Here is a 15,732-nt window from a genome sequence, read left to right as displayed (position 1 = left end):
TTACTTTACTCATAGATTATACTGTTTGTCCTAACCACCTTGACGATTGCTATATTAGCTGTAGACAAGGCTTGAGCAACATCTAATTACAATTGCCCAAACCCTGTTTACAACGAGTTAAAACGCCATCTCATTCGCAGTTTTTGTTACAGCAATTGCTTGTTTACTGATTTCGCGCCAGTCCGTTTCTTCACCATAAGATGCTTTGATTAATTCCGACTCTACCCATACCCGACAGAACAACACATTTTCATCTGTCGTCCCTGGAGTAGGCTGTAGTGTGATGGGAGAATACAATTGTTCTGGGGTCAAAGTTGCGATTGCCGCAAGTATGCACTTTGAAAAATGCGTGTCGTAGCCTGATTCTAAGATATATGTCCGGTCTGCTTGCATAGTTATCAGCAACTTGCAGGTTTCTTTTTTGCGGCGTTCTGTATTCTCAAACCGTAGTTCTTTAAGATATCCAGTTAAGGCAGTTTGGGGGACATCATTCGGTTCACCATTTAGTGTGTACCACAGTCCCCCGTGCTGACGATTGCAGTAGATTTTGCAAATGCCAGCTTCAGAGTGTAGTCCTAGTTTCGGCTTATTGATTGCTGCGACTAACTGCTTGAGCAATTCTTCCTGGCGCATCAAGGCAGCAAGTAAATCCGATGTTTCTTGAGGGTTCATTTGTTTGTACCAAAAGCATTTTCACTTTCGCATTGGCGCAGCCGTTAAGTTCTAATATGTGGAGTGTAGAGCAATAAAACAGCGCTTCTGTGAAAACAAAAGTGCCTTAATCATAGGTTAATAATTAGTTTTTATTGCCTTTCTTGCCCGTTAATTCGCTTGAGTAGTTCTGCTTCAAACCATCTGGACAAGGAATTTCAGGTGTCATATTTGACTCACATTTTACCGCCTACTCAATCTCGCCATTTTTTCTCATATCTCTAGTAATTAATTCAGCAACAATCGCTAATCGTTGCTGCTTAAGTTTCTGAATTTCTCCGCCACCTATAGATTCGCGCTTTTTAATGAGTTTAGGATCATATCTCGAACGCCAGATAGATTCAAGCTCCTCATCTGTGTTTCCATGAAAACAGTTATCTTCTTTATTGAATCCGATGTGTAACATATCCCTTTACAACTTTATTCTTGCAAATGTTTCTTGAGAATTAGCCAAATGGCATTCTTTTTCTCTGTTTCTTTGAGAGTTGGGTTATTTACAGCTTTTACTACTTATTCACCAGTTTTTACTACTTCATGTAAGTAATTAATTGGTAGGGTAAAGCTTTAGTTGGGGTTGTTTTGTCGTTGCGGTCTTCAGCGAGAATGACTGACGAGGAGAGCGTGAATCGAAGCAACCAACTGTTTAAGTAGTTCCTCTTGGCGCATCAAAGCAGCAAGTCAATCGGCATTTTCTTGAGGGTTCATTTGTTTATACCAAAAGCATTTTCACTTTTGCATTGGCGCAGCCGTTTATTTGTGATATATGATGCGTAGAGCCAATAAAACAGCGCTCTTGATTTCACAAAAGCGCTTTTTATTACTAATTATTTGTAGTTACAGGTTATTCGTGTGAATTAAATCTTGCTAACAACTCTTCACGGGATAAACTAGACAATTCCAGTAAAAATCTTGCAAAGTCATCTGGTGATAACTGCAACAAAGTATTAACTACTCTTGAGAGTTCTTCATCCACAGAACCAAACCGGAATCTCAACAAGTTTTCTACAACCTGACGGCGTTCTTGCTCCACTCCCTCCTGTACCGGTTGCGCTCTTGCTTCTTGGTAAGCTTCTGTTAAATTCATAATTAACTCCTGGTCATCTTCAGTTAAATCTGTTTGTGTCATTACACTGATACGCCACCTGTAAACCATTTCAAGAACATTACGGCGGATAATATTCTCTGGTGGAAGGGCAACCAGTTCACTTACTGCTTGGATTTGTACTTTTCCCCTCCCCAAGAGTCTAAACCATAGTGTTTCTGGAGTTGACGGTAGCTTGTTAATCGCTACTATTGCTGCCCTTAAACCAAGAGGCAGAAAGTACACTCCGCTCATCCAATTGTCTAAATCTAGTTTAGCTTCAAAAGCCTTGAGCAGAGCTTTGGAAGCACTTGGAGAAATAATCCACAGTTGTGCTAGCTCGTTCTCTGCTATTATTGTGTCTTCCCTGTTGGCTTTACGTTGTGCGTCTGCAATCACAGTAAATAATTTTTGAAGACAACTACGTACTTCTGTTCTACTTGGTTGATTGCGAAACGGTTCTAGTAAAGTAGTATTTAATACCGCAATTCTACCCAATAATCCTAAAGTTTCTGCATCAACCGCAGATGTTGGTGTTGGCGAAAATAACACATCAACAAATCTTGTTTCATCAGTTACTTCCCTGTTAGTTTTTACTTCCCCAAAGGGAGAAAGTAACTCTTCTAAAAACTGCTTGGCAAATTTATCATGAGGTTGTTGGGTCATGTTATCAGTAATAATCGTGTTGTATCATACTGCTATTTCTGATTAGAGTTTGGTACAAAAGCGATCGCCCTGCCTTGTCAGCAATCGCCTTTTCCCTTTAACTACGCCGCTACCAACTCCCGTTCTAAAACTGGCTGATATTCCCGTAGCCGCTCCCATTCCTGTGGCGTGAGTTCGTCAAACGGCTTACCCAGCAGTTCCTCACGAGATGGTTGCGTCAGTTCTACCATCGATAATTCCCACACCGCATCAAGGGCAGAATCACACGGAATTTTCTGCTGATGCACTGAAGTTGCCCGAATAACCCACCAACAACCATCAGTGCAACCGATAGAACCGAGTTTTTGTTCATCCTTATAGATGCCGTCGTCTAACAATTCAAATCCGAACTGCTCACACTGGGCGGCTATTGAGCACATAACTTCATTCCCCGTTGTAGCGACTGGGGTTTCTTCCTGTACTGGCAGAGTTCCTCGCTTATACTGCAAGCAGATATAGCGATGGCAAAGCATTAGGGTAGCAGCACGATGAACTTCTTTGTCGTTCACCATTACTACCCAAGGTTGTGTTAAATCATCATCATGAGTAATAGTGGCTATCAGCTGTCTACCAGCATAATATTCGTGGTCGTAGAAGCTGATTTCGATTACTCTCAATTCTTCAACCTTGACGCAAGGGGTTACAGTTGTTGCAACTTGTGGCATAATTTTAAGATTCCTTTTGGATAGAAAGGCGATCGCAGACTTTCCACGGACAGCGATCGTCCTATTTTTATTACTCAGTTTGTTGTGCTGAAAGCACAACACTCTCAATCTAGAATTGGCGAAGCCTTATAAAAGTGTTCAAGGGTAAAGCGTATTAACTGATAGTCAAAACACCAGACAGTAGAAAGCTGTAGAGAAGATATCGGATTTATCGCGCCCTCTGTACAGCCACAGCCATGTCGAAACAATTGAAAAGGCGATTACATACTGAGGAGTAATAATCGCCTTAATTCTGAAAAGATTGAAGTTTTTACAACCAGTTTTTAGACGTGGTAGGTCATCGGAATCATCTCGCGGTGGCTTGGCCATTACAAGTTTACGGCTGCGGCTACTTATCCCGCCGGCTATTGGTTTCTAATAGTTTTGTTGCTAATTCAATTTGATTGGTTTGAGTTTTGAGCGCTTCTTCCTTTCTCTGAGAGGCATCGCGTTCAATTCCTCTCTTGTATATATAATCTACAACACCATGTTGTATTATGTCAATAGAGTTTTGCATATTTCTTGTAAACTTTCAGGATTGATTACTAACGCTGGAAATAACTTCCAAATAGGTACATCAAGCGCATTACAAATAGCAAACGCATCTTCTTTGGAAATTGATTCTGGTCTATTTCCAGGGTTTGCCCATTCAAGGTTTTGGATAAAAGTATTGCTGCGACCAGCTTGAATCGCTAATTTATCTCGGCTAGTTTTACCCCGTAGTTTTCTCAATCGCTGTGCTGTTTCTTCATCCCAAGTAAAACGAGATACATAGGACAGTTTCACAAAGCAGACCTCCTCTGTCATTTAGCTCTCCTCTAATTTACAACACCAACTTGTGTTTTTAGAGTTTTTTGATTACACTGAGGTAGTGATAACGCAAAAGCGATCGCCAGCCCGGAAGCAACGCGATCGCTTTGCAAAACTCATTTACAAAAAGTAAGCCAATTATAATGCTGACACACTTTTGGCGTGATTCAGAAATCAACCAAATGCTCCAGTCTGGGCGGATAGGCAAATACACAATACCATTTGGGTATGTTAATGCTACCCAAATGGCTAGAGCTAACCGTAAACTTTTGTCTGACTACATAAGGCTAAAGTCTACAAAAGACTATTTACAAGCACTTGGGAACGATATGGGAATTCCCATATCGTCTCTAATAATTGAAATTGAAGGGTATGGCAAGGAACAAGGTACTTGGGTTCATCCAGAAATCGCCATTGATTTAGCCCGATGGGTATCTGTTTCATTTCGCATTTGGGCAAACAGAACCTTAATGACGGTAATGCTTGCAAGTGAAATAGAGGTAGTACAAGAGCAAACACCTCAGAATTTAGCCCCATCCCATGAAGCCGCACAGTTAGCCCTGCTGCTAGGTGAATTCGCATTCCTTAGAAAAATCTCTCACCGCGCAGTTAGCCATTAACGCCGCCACAAAAGTCAACCCGGCACTGAAGCCAGCAGCTGATGAATTAAAAAGTGCGATCGCTTGCACCAACGTTAGCGATGATGCATACCTTAACCCTCTTTTATCACTTTCGGGAGAGAATAATCTGTAATGCTTACAGCATAAGACTTTACCAAAAAACAATGATTTCAGCCATTGTGTTAGAAAATAAACGCTCAAATGCCCGTTCTATCTACAGTTCAAAATTTGGCTTTGATTTTTATTTTCCCAGAGTGACAAAACAGGGTTAAGCCTACAGATATTGGTGAGGTAGTTGGAATGAGCGCAGTAGCAGTGAACAACTGGCTAGTTCATGCTGGTTTGCAATACAGAACAGATGACCGGAAAATCCCATATCGTCCTACTGAGTCAGGTAAACAGTGGGGGCGGATGGTTGCAGCGATCGCCAAAGGCTCAAATCAGACTGTTTTTCAACTGCGGTGGTTGCCAAGCATTACACAATTGTTTAATGAACGCAACTGAGGTGAAACAGTGGAAGAACAGATTGATGAAACTGGTAAAGAAATCAGCCTTGCCTACAGATTTTATCAAGGTTATGGCTATTTTCTCTCTTCAACCGTCGCCCAATGGCTAGGTGTTGAGTCTTTAAGAGACTGGCAGTACAAAACGATACTAAATATGCTTGCAGTCGATTTTATTAGCGATGCCATCCACGAGAAAGGAAACGAACAAGGCAGGCGGTACCTTTCATACTTCATGCTACACGGCACTTACTCAGGTAGACAAACAGTTTTTGGGCATGATGTAGATGTAGCCCAGATAGAAACGGTGTTAGTCATGATTAACCTGCAAAAAACAATTGCTCCTCATTTTATTCCAGAGTTTGAGGTACAACTATGACACGTTTTCAAGCATTTTCTTCTTCCAAATGAACGATAGCTTTATTCTTCTCTTAACAAAGTTTTAGGTATTTCAGCTTACAATTTGTCCGATTTCTACTTCCAAAGGCTGTCCAAAATCTTCTTAAAATCACATCTATCGTTCACACCCAATCCCATCTCTATCTCTGTCAAACCCATGAGGATCGGGTGGCAGTACTTGGGTGGCCGCCGAGATACGTGCAAAATGGGACACGTTGTAAAGAAATGTTAAGAAATCAACAAAAAATCGGCGATTTACAAGGATTCCAGCCGCTTAAGCAAGCACTAAACTTTCGACCTCATCCAATGAAGGTGGCACAGTCTCCATATCAATCAAGTAATCACAAAACCGCTTAACATGAGCCGTAATATAAGGACTCACAACCGCCACATCCTCACGACTAATCAAATATCCCTGCTTCTGTAAATCACGCAATATATCAGTTAAATCTACAACATTTTGGAACAAAACAGCATTTGCTACCAAATCCTTATACTTAATCACCTTTTCCTGTTCAATGGGGTCATTCTTCATCACAACCCCAAAGCCGCCAAAGAAAAACCACTTCGAGAATTTATGATAAGCCTCCACAATATTCGTCACAGCAGTAATTTCTTTTCTTAGCTGCATATCCGATATGTATTGCAGCAAGAAAACGCTTATCCACAGTCACATGGCGACGGTTGACAAATGCCAGTTCCTTCGCGGTGACAATACCTCGCATATGTCTGGCCGCTTGAGTAGGCCCCAAATTGCAACCATAAGTAAACGTCGTTAAAAGATAACGTTCTGTCGCACGTTCAATTTTAGGATCTGAACCTGACAGAGGCCCAAAGTGACGGGTAAAATTTGTCCAGTAGTCAACATTTCTGAGGATATCGATTAAATTTCTTTCTGGAAAACTGTCTTCGATTTTCTCTATTAAGGCAATGGCCGCAACACTCAACTCGTTACGCTGATACTTTTTGAGTATCGGTTCGCCTTCATCATTAATAATAAATTGGTGGTTATTGGGATAACCTGCATCCACAGCCGCCGCCGTGTCCGTCAACCAAGATTTTAGTGTCAAGGTAAACTCAGAAGCAGTATTAGGAAAGCCTAAATTCTCACAGTATTCTCCACCTAAAAAAGTCACAAACCTAGAGAAACGCACACGAGAATATCTGCTACCCCATGAAGTAGAAGCCATGATTAAAGCCGCTTCATCAACAGGGCGGCATGGTCACAGAGATTCAACTTTAATTTTACTGGCTTATCGTCACGGTCTACGTGTAGCAGAATTGGTAGCACTGCGATGGGAGCAGGTAGATTTTTCTAGTGGCACAATTCATATCAATCGACTCAAGCATGGTATCAGTTCAACGCATCCTTTACGTGCCAGAGAGTTAAGGTGGCTACGACAACTACAACGCTCATATCCTGCTTCCCCTTATTTGTTTGTTTCTGAGCGTGGTACTCCGATGGCTGCTGCCACAGCTTTTAATATTATTAGTCGTGCTGGCACTCTTGCTGGTTTAGCTTTATCGGTACATCCGCATATGTTACGTCATGCCTGCGGGTTTTATCTGGCATCTAAAGGTCATGACACTAGAGCTATTCAGGCTTATCTGGGACACAAGAATATTCAACACACTATTCGCTACACAGAACTATCGAGTGATCGCTTCCAAAATTTCTGGCTCGACTGAACCTAAAATCAATGGTTTCAACCTGATTTCTTTACAAAACTTTACAACGTGTCCCATTTTGCACGTATCTCGGCGGCCACCCTGGTGGAATATCCGCAGATAAATATAAAACTTCTGTCTGAAGAAGACCGGGAGTTGGTGAAGCAGGCCAAGCACCGTGCTGAGGAGTTGCGCTTAACTTTTAAAGAGTTTGTGCTGGATTGTATTAGAAATGCACTTGTAGAAGAGAGTCCAGATGATGCAGATAGTGCAACTGCTGCCGAAATAGAAGCTTTGAAAGCTCAAATCGCCGCCTTGTCAGAGAAAGTGAGTATCCCTTCTGCAAGCAAAACGGAAGTACATACCCTCCAGGAACGGTTAAATCAATTGCGGGTGGGGATTTCAAATGAAATTAAGAAGGATAGGGAGCAACTTGCTTCTTTGACGTTTGCAATCTCCCGACTTGAAAGCCAAATTGAACAGTTGGTGCCTTCTTTAAATCTTCAAGTGGATGGCGAAGGTAATGCTGATAGTGATAGCGACTGGCTTTTTGGGGAAGACTCCGGTGCTGAACTACCGTTAACTTAAGCATGGGAATTGAAGAATGGGGACGGCGTAAAGCCTGCGGCATAGCTACGCTTAACGCGCAGGGGAGCAACGCGATTTTGTGAAGTCGGGTAAAAAAGAAGCGATCGCTAAAAACTAGCTTCAGTACAATATAAATATTTACAACAAGTAAGACAGTATTAACACTGTTAAAATTTTATTTTTATTTTCAGATATAAATATGATTTATTATTTCTGGCTAAAAAAAGGTAGGATTCCCTTTGGAGTAAAGGTTTTGATATCTGACATCAAAACAGGGAATGCCTACAAGGAAATAGTAAGTTTTGGTTACAAAATAATGCGGAAATTATGTTGCATCTTCGTTGTCAATGGATAGCTAAAAGTTGGGATAATTTTTGTGATTCTATCTTTAACTCGTTTATTAAACCCCAAACTGCTTGATAAAATTTATACTTTAATTCTGCTCTTCAGTCATTTGTCGACATAATTGATACTAAGCATTAAAGACCTCGTTGCAGATATTCTTGCAAATAATCGTCAAATAACTTGCCAGTAATCTTTTTGAGATATCTCATCAAGATAAATTATCGTGTTTAACCATGTTTTTATTGTAAATAAAATTACCTTATACTTAAATAAGATTTTTAGCGTAGGCGTAGCCCGCCGAAGGCATCGCACCTTTTTCGCCCAACCTCACAAAATCGCGTTGCTCCCTTCAAATCACAATTAGCTTTTTATTGATAAAATTTATCATTATATATAAATTATCATTACTCAACACCAGTCATGACCATCACCCTAACGCACAAAGAAGATTCCGAACTGTGGGAGGAAGCCGAACGTAGCAACTCGCAAAATCCAGAGAAATTTGAAACTATTTATCAAATACCCAAACAACTGGGCAAAGGTTGTGAAAGAAACATAGAGGTCTTTCCACATCTCTGGCTTTCAATTTTTAATTGGCAATATCACGATGATGTGCGTCGTGAAATACCCCTTTCCGAACATCCCCTACATTTTGATGTCCTACTTTCAGGAAAAATCAAAAGCGACTACGGAAGGTTTGGGGAAGGATACACACATATTTCAGGTGGTGGGATTCAACCTAAGATGACTGACGAGACTGAGAAATTTCAACATATTTTAGGCGTTCAAATTTTGATGCCACCGTCGATGTTGATAAATTTCTTCCCTGGAGAGGATGGAGAAATGCTTCCTCAATTGAAACTACTAGCAAAGGGTAATGACTGGCAGACACAACTTTACCCAAAAACCACTCCAGCGATACAGGGAGTAGCACAGCAAATTATTAACTGTCGTTTTCAAGGAATAACAAAGCAGGTATATTTGCAAGGTAAGGTGTTGGAGTTGATGGCATTACAACTAGCTCCACTGATCGCAGATGATCATAAATTGCGATCGCCACTACGCCTAAAGCCAAAAACCATCACCCGACTTGATTACGCAAGGAAAATTCTCATCTCCCGTCTCGATAATCCCCCCTCATTATTAGAATTAGCCGCGATGGTAGGGGTAAGTACTCGCACCCTTAAACGCGGATTTCCTGAACTTTTCGGTACAACAGTGTTTGGCTATCTGACCAATAGACGCATGGACTGTGCAGAACAGTTACTGCGACAAGGAAACATTACCGTTGCCGAAGTAGCTAATCAAGTTGGTTATTCTAACCCAGGACACTTTGCTGCTGCTTTTAAGCGCCGATTCTGCATCACACCAAGCCAGTGTTTATCAGGTAATAAAATAGCGTGATGCCCTTTTTGAGTAGATAGATGCCCTTTTTGAGTAGACTTGATTGCTAACTCTTTTATATACTCAGCTTTACAAAGCAAATAAAAACTATTTTCAATAATCCCAGGTATCCGAATTTTTCTTAGCCAGCTTTTTAAGCAGGTTGAGGGACTTTTGTATTTTGCTTTTCAAAAAGTGTCAGGAGTTATTTTAAGGAACTATTATGAAGCGTTGGCAGTTGTTTGTCGGTGTTCGTTTGTCGTTGGTGGTTAGTCTATCTGGATTTTTAGGTATTGTTGCAATTGGGCCAGGATTGGCTGAGGAAAAATTAAGCAATGAGGAACATAAATCTAATTTTACAGAGCTAAATGTGATCGCCAAGCAGGAAGTCAGTAAAAATATTCCCCAACTGAGCGACATCGAACTTCCCGCAACTAACGCTCAAATGTTGGTACAACAACCAGCACCAACCAACCCACCCGCGACCCCAGGGGTAGTTATACCGATTACGGGTGTAAAAGCAAATCCCACTCCCCAAGGTGTGGAGGTAATTTTAGAGACACCACTTGGAACTCAACTGCAAGTCACAAATCGCAGTACGGGTAATAATTTTATTGTAGATGTAGCTGGTGGGCAGTTACGTTTAGCTGATGGCAATGCTTTTACATTTCGTTCGGAAAAACCAGTTGAGGGAATTACTGAAATAACGGTTACAAATATTGATGCAAATACTGTGCGAGTGATGGTGGTGGGTGAGAAGTCTTTACCAACAGTTGAGTTATATGATGATGATGCAGGGCTGGTTTTTGGGATAGCTTCTACTGCAACAGCGACACAGCCACCACAACAGCCCCAAACGCCGCAAGCCGAACAGAAGCCAGAAAACCAGACACCGCAACAGCAACCATCAGCACAGCAAGATGAACCGATTGAGTTGGTGGTGACAGGTGAGCAGGATGGGTATAACGTACCAGATGCGAGTACAGCGACGCGAACGGATACACCATTGCGAGATATTCCTCAATCAATTCAGGTGGTGCCGCGACAGGTACTTGAAGACCGAAATGTGACAAGGCTAAACGAGGCACTGGAAACAGTCAGTGGTGTTACAGGTACTTTTGACGGGGGTAATACTGTCACAGCGGGTGGTAGATACATCAGAGGATTCGAGCAAATAGGCAACTTCCGCAACGGATTGTCTCAAGGTAATGAGATCTATGCATTAGATCCCATTGGAACCATTGAGCGAGTAGAAGTTCTCAAAGGTCCCGCCTCAGTTCTCTTTGGTGCGATCGATCCAGGTGGAATTGTCAATACGGTGACTCGCCAACCGTTAAGTGAACCCTATTACAGGCTTGAATTTCAGGCAGGAAACCGTAATTTTTATCAACCCATTATTGATTTCTCAGGTCCTCTGACGACTGATAAAAAAGTGCTTTATCGCTTGATTGCTGGGTATGAAACACAGGACGGCTTCAAAGAATTCACCGGTAGTGAACAGGTTTCAGTTGCGCCCTCCATCACTGTGAACTTTAGCGAGCAGACTAGCCTGAATCTATACTATGAATTTAGCCGTGCCACTTTAAACACTGGGACCTCTTTCTCAGATGTGATACGTCCGGATGGTAGCTTCATAACCCCTCGAAATTTGTTTACGAGCTATCTGAATACAAAGGATGCGTCCTATCAGACACAAAGAATTGGCTACACGTTCAACCATCGCTTTAGCGATAACTGGCAGCTTCGGAATAGTCTTGCAGTACAGCTAAACCGCTATGAGCGCAACGGAACTTTCCCCGGTGGGGTTCGGGACGATCGCTTTTTGACATTCTCTAACGGTTTTAGTCAGAACTCTCCCACTAGGGAAGACAACTATTTTGGGCAAATTGAATTGTTGGGGAGATTCAACACTGGCACAATTTCGCACCAGGTTTTAGTAGGGTTTGACATAAACGATTTTGAGCTGGATGATGACCGCTTTCTTTTTGATGTCAGTGGTCTGCCCGATCTCGATATCCGCAATCCAAACTATGATGTTCCAGACCTTCCCTTTTCATCCTTCAGCAACTTCACGCTTGCGAGTCGCTCCTACGGGCTTTATCTTCAGGATCAAATTGCATTCAGCGATAACCTGAAGCTCCTGATTGGAGGTCGCTATGATTGGGCTTCTGATGAGGTTCAAAGAACTGGTTTTGAGAGCAGCTCTCTAAATGATGGTGCGTTTAGCCCCCGGCTTGGTCTGGTGTATCAACCCAGCGAAACAGTTTCTCTCTATGCCAGCTACAGTCGCTCCTTTAGACCTTCTACCTTTGGCTTTGCCGCAGATGGAACAAGAAACTTTCAGCCAACCAGGGGAACCCAGTACGAAGTTGGAGTCAAAGCAGATTTTCTAGACGGCAGACTTTCCACCACCTTAGCCGCCTACCGTCTGACTAAGACCAATGTGATCACGCCCAATCCCGATCCCGTATTGGCGTTTCAAGGCTTCTCTGTGCAGACTGGGGAACAGCGCAGTCAAGGGATTGAGTTGGATATCTCAGGTGAGATTTTGCCTGGGTGGAAAGTCATTGGCTCCTATACCTATACGGATGCCAAAGTGACTGAGGATAACTCTACTCCTGTCGGCAACCGATTAGCAAATGTGCCCGAAAATCAAGTTAGTCTCTGGACAACCTACGAAATCCAGCAGGGAGATTTGAAAGGGTTGGGACTTGGATTAGGATTATTTTATGTCGGTGAGCGGCAAGCCGACCTGGCAAATGAGGCGGTACTCCGAAGTTACTTCCGAACTGATGCAGCGCTTTTTTATCGAAGAGATGGTTTCAGGGCAGCGATCAATGTTCGCAATCTATTCGATATAGACTATGCAGAAATTGCTTACGGTAGGTTTGATGTCTACAGAGGTAACCCTTTTACAATCACGGGTACTATCAGTTGGGAATTTTAACTCACAATTCAAAGTTGTTGATTAGATCATGAGCAGAATCCTGTTTAATTGCGTGAGCAACATCAAAATGATCATGATGACTCGCCGAATACATCGTCTGATAAAGCCATTTCTGCTAGTGGCTTTATCAGTTCTGTTGATGATTACTGCTTGTCACAAGCCCAGCACCTCAAAAAACAATCTTTCAACCGCACAAGCAAAAGCTACGTCCGAGTGTCGAGTCATCAAGCATAGACTCGGTGAAGCCTGCATCCCACTAAAGCCAAAGCGTATTGTTACTTTAGATGCTCAAGCTATACTCGATTCTTTACTAGCACTCGGTATCAAACCAGTCGGTACCGCAGTTGATCATTTTGGTGATGGTCAAGATTGGAGTGGAAAAAGATTTTTTCCAGCTTTACTACCTGAACTGGTTGAAGGAATTGAATCAGTGGGGGCAGAAAGTACTCCTTCTTTGGAAAAAATTTTGCAGCTAAAACCAGACTTGATTTTGCTAGCAAATCAATCTGAACTAGCGTATCAACAGCTATCGAAAATTGCCCCTGCTGTCCTCATAGATACTTGGAAAGACAAAATACCAGTACCCATCAAAGAAAATTTTCGCCATATTGCCAAAATTATGGGAAAAGAGAAGGAAGGGGAAGAAGTTCTTGCTCAATACCAGGAGCGTGTTGCAGAGTTTAAGAATCAGTTGGGCGATCGATTACGAGGCTTGGAAATCTCAGTAATTTACACTTATTACCACAGCTTTGAAATTTTAGCCAATTCTTCACACTACTACCAGGTTTTCCAAGATCTTAATTTGCCCATTAAACCAATCCTTCTGAGGCAAGAATATTTTACTCAAATCAGCATTGAGAAGATTAGTGACTTTGATGCTGATATTCTATTTTTTATTGCTGATATTAACAACACTTCACCACTTCTATATCAGCATCCCTTAATCCGATCGCTGAAAGCATTTAAGAATGGTAAGGCTTACATTGCGGACATAAGAAGCTGGGAATTTTATGGTCCCATTGGTATGAATCTTTTTCTGGATGACCTTGCTAAGTATCTTTTAGAAGGAAAACAAGACCCTTACTTTCCTAGACGGGGCTAAAAAACTCAGGGGATATTTCATCAATAAGTTCTAAACCTATCGCAAAACTGTAAACCACCATTCCTACTACAATGCCAAAACCCTTTCTCCATCCCCTCCTGCGTCTACTCTGCTATGCCAAACCCTACCAACCCAAAATCTGGGGTGCAATTTTTTGCTCGATTCTGCGTACCCTATTAGACTTAGCACCATCTTATCTCATCGGTGTTGCAGTAGATGTGGTAGTCGAACGAGAAACTTCGTTAATTGCTCGGTTTGGCATTCAAAATTCCCTAACTCAGTTATTAGTGCTGTCACTGCTGACGATCGCCACCTGGGGTTTGGAATCCCTCAGCCAATATACAGCCGAAAAACTCTGGCGCAATTTAGCGCAAACCCTACAGCACGAACTGCGAGTCGATACTTATAATCACTTACAATCACTAGAACTGGCGTATTTTGAAGACCGTAGCACGGGCATCCTGCTATCTATTCTCAATGATGACATCAACCAGCTTGAAGGCTTCTTCAACTCTGGCGCTGAAGACCTGATCGGCTTCTTCACACGAGTATTTGCGGTGGGGATTTGCTTTGTGCTTCTGACTCCCAGTATTGCCTGGTTGGCGATGCTACCCATCCCATTTCTTCTGTGGGGAACCTTCACCTTTCAATTCCGGTTAGCTCCCCGCTATGACAGTGTGCGCGATCGTGCCGGAATCATTAGCGATCGTCTCGCTAACAACCTCTCTGGTATTGCCACGATTAAAAGCTTTACCGCCGAAGCCTATGAAAGCAATCGGGTTTATACTGAAAGTGAAGCCTATCGTCGCAGTAACAAACGAGCGATCGCCCTGAGTGTAGCCTTTGAGCCAGTGCTGCGATTTCTGATTTTGTTTGGGTTTGTGCTGACGCTGTATCTAGGTGGTCGGGAAGTGCTACAGGGTCGTCTGAGTGTGGGAACCTATAGCTTTATGGTGTTTATTGTTCAAGATTTACTATGGCCCTTCACCGAACTAAGTAAAATCATGGATGAATATCAGCGAGCGATGGCATCGGTACGTCGTGTCATGGGTTTACTGGATACCCCGATTGCAATTCCAGGAGGCGATCGCTCCTTAGCAATCGAAACTGTGGCTGGTAAAGTGCAATTTGATCATATTACCTTTGCCTACAATGAGCGCAACCATATACTCAAAAATTTGTCCCTACAGATTCCTGCTGGAACCACCATCGGCATTGTGGGAGCAACGGGTTCAGGTAAAAGTACGTTAGTTAAGCTTTTGCTCCGCTTTTATGAGGTAGAGAGTGGGCGGATTTTAATTGACGACATAGATATCCGCGACCTCAATTTATTCGATTTACGGCAATGTATTGGTTGGGTGAGTCAGGACGTGTTTTTGTTCCACGGTACGGTTGCTGAAAATATTTGTTACGGTAGTTTCCATGCCAATCAAGAACAGATTATCCATGCAGCCAAGTTAGCCGCAGCCGATGAATTTATCGAGCAACTGCCCCAGGGCTATGACACAATTGTGGGCGAACGGGGACAGAAACTTTCTGGAGGACAACGACAACGACTGGCGATCGCTCGTGCTATTCTCAAAGACCCACCTATTTTGATTTTGGATGAGGCTACCTCTGCGGTAGATAATGAAACGGAAGCAGCTATTCAGAAGTCGTTAACGATGATTACCCAAAATCGGACGACAATTGCGATCGCTCATCGTCTTTCCACAATTCGCAATGCCGACTGCATATATGTGATGGATGACGGTCAAATTGTTGAGCAGGGTAAGCACGAGCAGTTACTGGCAAACAATGGTATTTACGCCAGTTTGTGGCGAGTACAGTCTGGGATTTATTAATACTTTATTTTAACTATATTGGATAATAATAGGTTTATTTTATACAAGTTTAGAGAGCAGTTGAACTAGCACTGAAAAATTTCCTTGATTTAGCTGTACTTATGGATAACTTTGGACTTTGGACAAAAGAGCTTGTTCGCGTATCTATTACGCGAACAAATAAATGATTAATCTTGTTTATAGTTACGAACATAAAAAAAGCATAGCCACCAGATCCGCAATACATAGTAATATCAACTACAAAGTATGATTGGGGAAATACTGGTGAGTAAGTAAGTGGGCGGGAAAAATCTCAAGTATGTAACGAAAAGTTAACTAGAGA

Annotated in this window: 16 protein-coding genes and 1 pseudogene; 10 read left to right on the top strand and 7 right to left on the bottom strand. The window is 42.3% G+C overall.

From position 1 onward, the window contains the following. Positions 1-117: 117 nt before the first annotated feature. The 6 genes from RMY63_RS39270 to RMY63_RS39245 all read right to left on the bottom strand — a co-directional run bounded on the left by RMY63_RS39270 (position 118) and on the right by RMY63_RS39245 (position 3,987). A complete protein-coding gene (locus tag RMY63_RS39270) occupies positions 118-672 on the bottom strand; it encodes a hypothetical protein (protein ID WP_322733847.1) in 555 nt (184 codons plus the stop codon). 229 nt (positions 673-901) lie between these two features. Further along, on the bottom strand, positions 902-1,117 hold the full coding sequence (locus RMY63_RS39265; protein ID WP_322733846.1) for a hypothetical protein: 216 nt from the start codon (positions 1,115-1,117) through the stop codon (positions 902-904). A 435-nt stretch (positions 1,118-1,552) separates the two neighbouring features. Then, positions 1,553-2,458, bottom strand: a complete 906-nt coding sequence (locus tag RMY63_RS39260; RefSeq protein ID WP_322733845.1) for a hypothetical protein — start codon at positions 2,456-2,458, stop codon at positions 1,553-1,555. Positions 2,459-2,559: 101 nt separating this feature from the next. After that, a complete protein-coding gene (locus tag RMY63_RS39255) occupies positions 2,560-3,162 on the bottom strand; it encodes a hypothetical protein (RefSeq protein ID WP_322733844.1) in 603 nt (200 codons plus the stop codon). 165 nt (positions 3,163-3,327) lie between these two features. Further along, a complete protein-coding gene (locus tag RMY63_RS39250) occupies positions 3,328-3,531 on the bottom strand; it encodes a hypothetical protein (protein WP_322733843.1) in 204 nt (67 codons plus the stop codon). A 165-nt stretch (positions 3,532-3,696) separates the two neighbouring features. Further along, complete coding sequence (locus RMY63_RS39245; RefSeq protein WP_229475544.1) at positions 3,697-3,987, bottom strand: XRE family transcriptional regulator; 291 nt, start codon at positions 3,985-3,987, stop codon at positions 3,697-3,699. A 167-nt stretch (positions 3,988-4,154) separates the two neighbouring features. On the opposite strand from RMY63_RS39245, the gene RMY63_RS39240 reads away from it, so the two are divergent. The 4 genes from RMY63_RS39240 (at position 4,155) to RMY63_RS39225 (ending at position 5,513) form a co-directional block, all read left to right on the top strand. After that, positions 4,155-4,631, top strand: coding sequence for a KilA-N domain-containing protein (locus RMY63_RS39240; RefSeq protein ID WP_322733842.1), 477 nt, complete (start codon positions 4,155-4,157; stop codon positions 4,629-4,631). Next, positions 4,582-4,764: a hypothetical protein gene (locus RMY63_RS39235; protein ID WP_322733841.1), complete on the top strand. Its 183-nt coding sequence runs from the start codon at positions 4,582-4,584 to the stop codon at positions 4,762-4,764. Before RMY63_RS39240 ends, RMY63_RS39235 begins: the two co-directional genes overlap by 50 nt. Positions 4,765-4,931: 167 nt before the next feature. Further along, positions 4,932-5,135, top strand: a complete 204-nt coding sequence (locus RMY63_RS39230) for a hypothetical protein (RefSeq protein ID WP_322733840.1) — start codon at positions 4,932-4,934, stop codon at positions 5,133-5,135. 9 nt (positions 5,136-5,144) lie between these two features. Next, on the top strand, positions 5,145-5,513 hold the full coding sequence (locus RMY63_RS39225; RefSeq protein WP_322733839.1) for a hypothetical protein: 369 nt from the start codon (positions 5,145-5,147) through the stop codon (positions 5,511-5,513). A gap of 294 nt (positions 5,514-5,807) precedes the next feature. Here the strand turns inward: RMY63_RS39225 and RMY63_RS42050 are convergent. Then, positions 5,808-6,432: pseudogene (locus RMY63_RS42050) on the bottom strand (Tn3 family transposase); the annotation flags it as partial. A 289-nt stretch (positions 6,433-6,721) separates the two neighbouring features. On the opposite strand from RMY63_RS42050, the gene RMY63_RS39210 reads away from it, so the two are divergent. The 6 genes from RMY63_RS39210 (at position 6,722) to RMY63_RS39185 (ending at position 15,410) form a co-directional block, all read left to right on the top strand. Next, complete coding sequence (locus tag RMY63_RS39210) at positions 6,722-7,222, top strand: tyrosine-type recombinase/integrase (protein ID WP_322733836.1); 501 nt, start codon at positions 6,722-6,724, stop codon at positions 7,220-7,222. An 84-nt stretch (positions 7,223-7,306) separates the two neighbouring features. Further along, positions 7,307-7,789, top strand: coding sequence for a hypothetical protein (locus RMY63_RS39205; protein WP_322733848.1), 483 nt, complete (start codon positions 7,307-7,309; stop codon positions 7,787-7,789). Positions 7,790-8,554: 765 nt separating this feature from the next. After that, positions 8,555-9,538, top strand: coding sequence for an AraC family transcriptional regulator (locus RMY63_RS39200; RefSeq protein WP_322733835.1), 984 nt, complete (start codon positions 8,555-8,557; stop codon positions 9,536-9,538). Between the two features lie 202 nt (positions 9,539-9,740). Further along, entirely contained in the window at positions 9,741-12,464 is a 2,724-nt protein-coding gene (locus RMY63_RS39195; RefSeq protein ID WP_322733834.1) for a TonB-dependent siderophore receptor, read from the top strand. A 73-nt stretch (positions 12,465-12,537) separates the two neighbouring features. After that, the gene (locus RMY63_RS39190) at positions 12,538-13,566 is read left to right on the top strand and encodes an iron-siderophore ABC transporter substrate-binding protein (RefSeq protein WP_322733833.1); all 1,029 of its coding nucleotides are present in this window, start codon (positions 12,538-12,540) and stop codon (positions 13,564-13,566) included. A 71-nt stretch (positions 13,567-13,637) separates the two neighbouring features. Beyond that, on the top strand, positions 13,638-15,410 hold the full coding sequence (locus tag RMY63_RS39185; protein ID WP_322733832.1) for an ABC transporter ATP-binding protein: 1,773 nt from the start codon (positions 13,638-13,640) through the stop codon (positions 15,408-15,410). Positions 15,411-15,732: the final 322 nt, after the last annotated feature.

It is taken from the genome of Nostoc sp. ChiQUE01b, assembly GCF_034531255.1.
GTDB lineage: Bacteria > Cyanobacteriota > Cyanobacteriia > Cyanobacteriales > Nostocaceae > Nostoc.
This window is presented reverse-complemented; position numbering and strand designations above follow the sequence as displayed.

What these genes read in the sequence shown, in the direction of transcription:
- RMY63_RS39270 (WP_322733847.1), bottom strand. Translation starts at nt 672, where the DNA reads ATGAACCCTCAAGAAACATCGGATTTACTTGCTGCCTTGATGCGCCAG.
- RMY63_RS39265 (WP_322733846.1), bottom strand. Translation starts at nt 1,117, where the DNA reads ATGTTACACATCGGATTCAATAAAGAAGATAACTGTTTTCATGGAAAC.
- RMY63_RS39260 (WP_322733845.1), bottom strand. Translation starts at nt 2,458, where the DNA reads ATGACCCAACAACCTCATGATAAATTTGCCAAGCAGTTTTTAGAAGAG.
- RMY63_RS39255 (WP_322733844.1), bottom strand. Translation starts at nt 3,162, where the DNA reads ATGCCACAAGTTGCAACAACTGTAACCCCTTGCGTCAAGGTTGAAGAA.
- RMY63_RS39250 (WP_322733843.1), bottom strand. Translation starts at nt 3,531, where the DNA reads ATGGCCAAGCCACCGCGAGATGATTCCGATGACCTACCACGTCTAAAA.
- RMY63_RS39240 (WP_322733842.1), top strand. Translation starts at nt 4,155, where the DNA reads ATGCTGACACACTTTTGGCGTGATTCAGAAATCAACCAAATGCTCCAG.
- RMY63_RS39230 (WP_322733840.1), top strand. Translation starts at nt 4,932, where the DNA reads ATGAGCGCAGTAGCAGTGAACAACTGGCTAGTTCATGCTGGTTTGCAA.
- RMY63_RS39210 (WP_322733836.1), top strand. Translation starts at nt 6,722, where the DNA reads ATGATTAAAGCCGCTTCATCAACAGGGCGGCATGGTCACAGAGATTCA.
- RMY63_RS39200 (WP_322733835.1), top strand. Translation starts at nt 8,555, where the DNA reads ATGACCATCACCCTAACGCACAAAGAAGATTCCGAACTGTGGGAGGAA.
- RMY63_RS39195 (WP_322733834.1), top strand. Translation starts at nt 9,741, where the DNA reads ATGAAGCGTTGGCAGTTGTTTGTCGGTGTTCGTTTGTCGTTGGTGGTT.
- RMY63_RS39190 (WP_322733833.1), top strand. Translation starts at nt 12,538, where the DNA reads ATGATGACTCGCCGAATACATCGTCTGATAAAGCCATTTCTGCTAGTG.
- RMY63_RS39185 (WP_322733832.1), top strand. Translation starts at nt 13,638, where the DNA reads ATGCCAAAACCCTTTCTCCATCCCCTCCTGCGTCTACTCTGCTATGCC.